At 72.4% G+C, this 6,020-nt stretch carries 6 protein-coding genes; 2 read left to right on the forward strand and 4 right to left on the reverse strand.

The window, feature by feature from the left end:
* Positions 1–112: 112 nt before the first annotated feature.
* Genes AC1MIR_RS11465 through AC1MIR_RS11475 form a run of 3 tightly spaced genes read right to left on the reverse strand, consistent with a single transcriptional unit; the run spans position 113 to position 3,675 of the window.
* A complete protein-coding gene (locus AC1MIR_RS11465) occupies positions 113–2,245 on the reverse strand; it encodes a molybdopterin cofactor-binding domain-containing protein (protein WP_480028287.1) in 2,133 nt (710 codons plus the stop codon).
* The gene (locus AC1MIR_RS11470; protein WP_480028288.1) at positions 2,242–2,709 is read right to left on the reverse strand and encodes a (2Fe-2S)-binding protein; all 468 of its coding nucleotides are present in this window, start codon (positions 2,707–2,709) and stop codon (positions 2,242–2,244) included. Before AC1MIR_RS11470 ends, AC1MIR_RS11465 begins: the two co-directional genes overlap by 4 nt.
* 6 nt (positions 2,710–2,715) lie before the next feature.
* Positions 2,716–3,675 (reverse strand): Bug family tripartite tricarboxylate transporter substrate binding protein, encoded by a 960-nt coding sequence (locus tag AC1MIR_RS11475; RefSeq protein WP_480028289.1) that lies wholly within the window; start codon positions 3,673–3,675, stop codon positions 2,716–2,718.
* Positions 3,676–3,800: 125 nt separating this feature from the next.
* Here AC1MIR_RS11475 and AC1MIR_RS11480 point away from each other — a divergent pair, with 125 nt between their 5' ends.
* Positions 3,801–4,397 carry an HdeD family acid-resistance protein gene (locus AC1MIR_RS11480; RefSeq protein WP_480028290.1) on the forward strand — a complete coding sequence of 199 codons (597 nt, stop codon included), beginning with the start codon at positions 3,801–3,803 and terminating at the stop codon, positions 4,395–4,397.
* Between the two features lie 21 nt (positions 4,398–4,418).
* Here the strand turns inward: AC1MIR_RS11480 and AC1MIR_RS11485 are convergent, their stop codons facing one another.
* Positions 4,419–5,258 carry an exodeoxyribonuclease III gene (locus tag AC1MIR_RS11485; protein WP_480028291.1) on the reverse strand — a complete coding sequence of 280 codons (840 nt, stop codon included), beginning with the start codon at positions 5,256–5,258 and terminating at the stop codon, positions 4,419–4,421.
* A gap of 107 nt (positions 5,259–5,365) precedes the next feature.
* On the opposite strand from AC1MIR_RS11485, the gene AC1MIR_RS11490 reads away from it, so the two are divergent.
* The gene (locus tag AC1MIR_RS11490; protein ID WP_480028292.1) at positions 5,366–6,001 is read left to right on the forward strand and encodes an isochorismatase family protein; all 636 of its coding nucleotides are present in this window, start codon (positions 5,366–5,368) and stop codon (positions 5,999–6,001) included.
* Positions 6,002–6,020 lie beyond the last annotated feature (19 nt).

The following is a 6,020-nucleotide window of genomic DNA, read 5'->3' on the forward strand; positions in this document are numbered from 1 at the left end:
GGTGGGGTGGGGGCGGGTCTTGGGGGGCCGCCCGGCCGGGGGCGGGCGCCCGCGCCCCCCCCCCGGCCCCCCCCCGCCGGGGGGGGCGGGAGGGTCGCGGCGCCGTCGCGCGTCACGCGCTTCTCTCGATGGTCTCGGGCGTGAAGGGCCAGTGGCGCAGGCGCACGCCGAGCGCATCGGCGATGGCGTTGGCGATCGCGGCGATGGTCGGGCCCAGGCTGCATTCGCCGGCGCCGAGCGGCGGCGCCTCCGGCCGCGCGATGATGTCGGTGGTCACCTGCGGCACCTCGGGGAAGCGGAGGATCGGGTAGCGTTCCCAGGCATCCGAGGTGATGCCGCGCGTGTCGTGGCGCACCGCTTCCATCAGGCACATCGAGGTCGCCTGGATCGCGCCGCCTTCCAGCTGGTTGGCGATGCCGTCCGGGTTGATCGGCTCGCCGACATCGGCGGCGAGCCAGAGGCGGCGGCAGAAGATGCGCTCCGCGGCCTCGATCTCGGCGACGGCGGCGCACCACGCGCCGGTGCCCTTGTAGCGCGAGACGGCCAGGCCGAAGCCGCGGCCTTCCCGCTTCGCGCGCGTCTCCCACCCCGCCATCGCGGCGGCGCGCACCAGCACGTCGCGGGCGCGCGCATCGTCCAGGTGGCGCAGGCGATACGAAAGGGAATCCTCGCCGGCGAGCGCGGCGAGCTCGTCCATGACGCTCTCGATCGCCCAGACATTCACCAGCGCGCCCAGGCCGCGCAGCGCGCTGGCGCGGATCGGCATGGCCTGCAGCGTGTGCATCCCGACATGCAGCGCCGGCACGCGATAGGGCGGCACGGCGTTGCGCTGCGCCCCGCCGCCGCCGGCCAGCGGCGGATTGATCGAGAGCGGCACGTCGAAGCCATCCGCGATCATGGAGGCCGAGAGCAGCGTCGGCAGCGCGCCGCGCCCGGGCCGCCCCGAGTGCCCGTTCGATGTGACCTGGTGGCGCCATGCCAGCAGCGTGCCCTGTGCGTCGGCCTCGGCCTCGATCTCCACCAGCATCGCGGGCGAGAAGGGCGACCAGCCCAGCTCCTCCGCGCGGGACCACATCAGGCGGATCGGCGTGCCGGGATGCGCGCGGGCGACCAGCGCGGCATCCAGCGCGACGTCGTCGGCGCCGTTGTGGCCGTAGCAGCCGGCGCCCTCCACGTGATGCAGGACGATGCTCTCCGGCGGCAGGCGGAGCGTTTTCGCGAGATCGGTGCGCAGGTTGTAGATGCCCTGCGAATGCGTCCAGAGCTCCATCGTCGCGCCGTCCCACCGCGCGACGGCGCAGGACGGGCCGATCGCGCCATGCGCCAGGAAGGGCCGAAAGAATTTCTGTTCGACACGATGCGCGGGCCGCGGCGTCTCGGCGCTGCGTTCGGTGACGACGCTCGTCTCGCGCGGCGCGCTGCGCAGCCACGCCTCCAGCGCCGACTCGTCCGGCAGCGTGTCGCGCTCGTCCCAGCGCGCGCGGCGCGCGACGCGCTCCGCCGCCTGCTCGGCGTGATGCTCCTCCGCGGCGACGACGGCGACGAAGTTGCCGTCGCGCAGCACCGTCGCGCCGCCGGGCAGCTCGCCCTCATCGATCCCCGTCAGCACCGCGCCGCGGGAAGGCGGGCGGATGAGGCGCGCATGCCGCATCCCCGGCAGCCGCAGGTCGTGGACGAAGCGCGGAGCCCCAAAGACCTTGTCGGGCAGGTCGCGGCGCGGCGCGGAGGTGCCGGCGATGCGGCGCTCCGTCGCCGGCTTCGGCTTCGCCTCCGGCGAGGCCTCCACCGCCAGCAGCCCCGCATCGGCCATGCTCCAATAGGAGCCGAGCACGCGCCCATCCGGCGCGCAGAACTCCCCGTCGCGAACCACGATGTCGTCGAGCGACACGCCGCTGCGCTGGGCGACAACGGAACAAAAGACACGGCGGGCGTCGGCGCAGGCGTGGCGCAGCGCCATGCCGCTTTCCTGCACGGAGAGCGAGCCGGAGGTCACCGCCTCGTTGGGGCTGTCGGGCGTCGCGGCGGGCCGGATGCGCACGCGTTCCAGCGCGACGTCGAGCTCGTCGGCGCCGATCTGCGCCAGCGCGGTCAGGATGCCCTGGCCGATCTCGACCTTGCCCGGCGTGAAGGTGACGAAGCCCGCCGGATCGAAGGCCAGCCAGCGGTCGAGCCGGCGGTTGACGTGCAGGCTGCCGGGCAGCTTCGGGCGGCCGTCATCGGCCGGTCCCTGGAAGGCGAGGTTCATGCGGGGGCCATGTGCTCGGCGGCGCGCAGCACGGCGCGGACGATCCGGTTCTGCGCGCCGCAGCGGCAGAGATGCGGCGCGAGGGCCAGGCGCACCTCCCCCTCGCTGGGGCGCGGGTTGCGGCGCAGCAGCGCGGCGCCGGCCATCAGGATGCCCGACAGGCAGTAGCCGCACTGCCCCGCCTGCAGCTCCAGGAAGGCCGCCTGCAGCGGATGCGGGCTTTCGGGCGTGCCGAGCCCTTCCACCGTCTCCACCTGCCGTCCCGCCGCGGCCGAGACCGGCAGCGTGCAGGCGAAGGCGGGCGCGCCGTCCAGCAGCACGACGCAGGCGCCGCACTGCTCCGACCCGCAGCCGAAGCGCGGGCCGGACAGGCCGAGCGGCCCGCGCAACGCCGCCAGCAACGGTGCCTCCGGCTCGATCTCCGGCGCGACGGGCGCGCCGTTCAGCACGAAGCCGACCGCCACCGTCGCCTAGCTCGGGGTCATCTTGGCCATGCGGATGAACTCCGCCTGGCGGGTGATGTCCTGGCGGAGGAAGGCGTCGAACGCCGCGATGCTCATCGGCATCGGCGCCGCGCCCATGCGCGCCTGGCTTTCCTTCGTCGCCGGCAGGGCGAGGATGCGGTTGATCTCGGCATTGATCCGCTCGCGGATCGGCATCGGCGTGGCCGCCGGCGCCATGAGGCCGAGCCAGATCGAGGCCTCGTAGCCCGGCAGCGCCTCGGCCACCGCGGGCAGGTTGGGCAGCAGCGGGCTGCGCTGCGGGCCGGTGGTGGCAAGCCCCCGCACGCGGCCTTCCTCGATCTGCGGGCGCATCGTCGGGATGGCGTCGAACATGATCGGCACCTGGCCGGAGATCAGCGCCGTGCGCGCCTCGTTCGAGCCGCGGAAGGGCACATGCGTCGCCTGCGCGCCGGCCATGGCCAGGAACACCTCGGCCGCCACGTGATAGGGCGTGCCGGGGCCGGAGGAGGCGTAGTCGTATTTCCCCGGATTGGCCTTCAGCAGCGCGATGAATTCCTGGAGGTTCTGCGCGGGAATGGAGGGATGGATGGCCAGCACGTGATGCGCGATGTTCAGCGCGGCGACGGGCGCCAGGTCCGTCATCAGCCGGTACGGCCGGTTCGGCAGCAGCGTCTCGTTCGCCGTATGGGTGTTCGACATCAGCAGCAGCGAGTAGCCGTCGGGGGCCGACTTCGCGACGTTGTCGGCGCCGATGGTGCCGCCGGCGCCGGGCCGGTTCTCCACCACCACCGGCTGGCCGAAGGCCTGCTGGAGCGGCTCGGCCAGGAAGCGCGCGGCGACATCGGCGGAACCGCCGAGGCCGAAGGGCACCACGATGCGGATGTTGCGCTGCGGCCAGTTGCCCTGGGCCTGCGCGACGGCGGGCAGCGCAAGACTGGCGGCCAGGATCGTCCTGCGACGGATCATCTCTTTCCTCCTCGGTGTGTTGATCGGACAATCGTGCTTGCGTGCCGGTTCGGCAACCCCTCGCGGGATCGCACCGGCTGCGTCAGGATCGGGGTCCCGCATCCGACGTCTGAAGGAGGCATCCCATGGGTGAGACCGCATCCGCACCGCTCGAGCGTTTCGCCGCCGTCCGGGCGCTGGCGCAGGGCTGGTGGCTGTTCCTGCTGCGCGGCGTGCTCGGCGTCCTGTTCGGGATCGTGATCTTCCTGTTCCCGGGGGTGGGGCTGGCCGTGATCCTCGCCTTCCTCGCGGCCTGGGTCGGCGTGGACGGCATCGCCTCGCTGGTGCACGCCTTCCGCGGCGCGCCGGACCCGACCGGGCGGCATCGCTCGCGCACCTGGCTGACGCTGGACGGGATCGCCTCCCTGGTGCTGGCGGCGGTGATCCTCGTCGCGCCCGGCATTTCCGCGCTCTTCCTGGTGATCTGCGTCGGCGCCTGGGCGCTGGTGGTCGGCGTGTTCCGGCTGGTGATGGCGTGGCGGTCCGGCAGCTGGATGCTGGGGCTGCTCGGCGCCGTCTCGGTGCTGGCGGGGCTGATGCTGATGATCGCGCCGGGGCCCGGATTGCTGGCGGTGATCTGGATCGTGGCGCTCGAGGCGATCGCGATGGGCGTGCTGTTCATCGGCCTCGGCTGGCGGCTGCGCAAGGTCGCGAACGACCCGCACGCGCCGGCGGTGGCGTGACGAGGATGTGCCCGCGCTCGCTCAGCCGGCGATCTCCACCATCACCGGCACGTGGTCCGACGCCTTCTCCCACCCGCGCGCATCCTTGAGCACGTGATGCGCCCGCAACCCGCCGGCGAGGTCGGGTGACACCCAGATATGGTCCAGCCGCCGGCCGCGGTCGGAGGCGCGCCAGTCCTGCGCGCGGTAGCTCCACCATGTGTAGAGTTTCTGGTCAGGCGACACGAAGTGGCGGACGGCGTCATGCCAGTCCCCCGCCCGCATCATCGCCGTCAGCGCCTCGGTCTCGACCGGCGTGTGGGAAACGACATCGAGAAGCTGGCGGTGCGACCACACGTCGTGTTCCAGCGGCGCGATGTTGAGGTCGCCGACCAGCACCGCGCGCCGGAAGCCGCCGGCCTGCTGGCGCGCGGCGGACCACGCCGTGGCCTCCGCCACGAAGTCCAGCTTGTGCGCGAATTTCGGGTTCGCTGTTCGGTCGGGGATGTCGCCGCCGGCGGGGATGTAGAAGTCGTGCAGCTCGATCGGGCCGCCCGGCGCATCCAGCTCCACGGCCAGGTGCCGGCAGTCGCCCTTGCCGCACCAGTCGGGATCGGCGCCGTCGCGCAGCGCGAAGGGCCGCTTCGAAAGGATGGCGACGCCGTTGTAGCCCTTCATCCCGCGCACCGCGCGATGCGGGAAGCCGAGCGCTTCGACGCCGTCGTGCGGGAAGTGCTCGTCCGGGCACTTCGTCTCCTGCAGGCAGATCACGTCGGGCTCCAGCGCGGCCGCCAGGTCCTTCAGCAGCGGCAGGCGCAGCCTTACGGAGTTGATGTTCCAGGTGACGATGCGCAGCGGCCTGCGCGCGGGCTTGCGGGCCAAGGCGTGTCCCTCGGGGTTCGGCGTGCGCCCTATCTGCCCGCACCGCCCGCCGTTGCAAAGCCGGCGCGCGCGGGGGATCGTCGGCGCGCCAGCGAGGGAGGCAGGGCATGTCGGACGACTATGCGCGGCGCAGCTATGGCGAGATCGGCGTCGGCTTCGGCCGCAAGCCGGGCATCGTCGTGGTGGACTTCATGCTCGCCTTCACGGACCCGCAATACCCGCTGGGCGGCGCGCCGCTGGTGCTGCGGGCCTTCGAGAACACGCGGAAGCTTCTGGACGTTGCGCGGCGCTGCGACGTGCCCATCGCCACCTGCAACACCGCCTACATGAACGAGCGGGAGATGCCGTACTGGAAGATCACCGCCGTGCGCGAGACCTTCCGCCACGACCACCCGAGCGCGGCGATCGATCCGCGCATCCACGACCCGGCCTATGACCTCGCGGTCTGCAAGAAGGGGCCGAGCATCTTCTTCCAGACCGGCGTCGCCGACTATTTCGCGAAGGAGCGCGTGGACACGGTGATCGTGACGGGCTGCAACACCTCGGGCTGCATCCGCGCGAGCGCGATCGACAGCTTCAGCCATCGCTACCGCACCATCGTGCCGGAGGACTGCGTCGGCGACATCGAGGAACAGCCGCATCGCGACAACCTGCGCGACATCGGCCGGCGCTATGTGGATGTCAGCGACCTCGCCACGGTGCTGCGGCAGATCGAGGCGTGGCGGAAGGGCAATAATGGGTAGAGGGGGGCGGTGCCCCCAC

It is taken from the genome of Falsiroseomonas sp. RANM36, assembly GCF_056682175.1.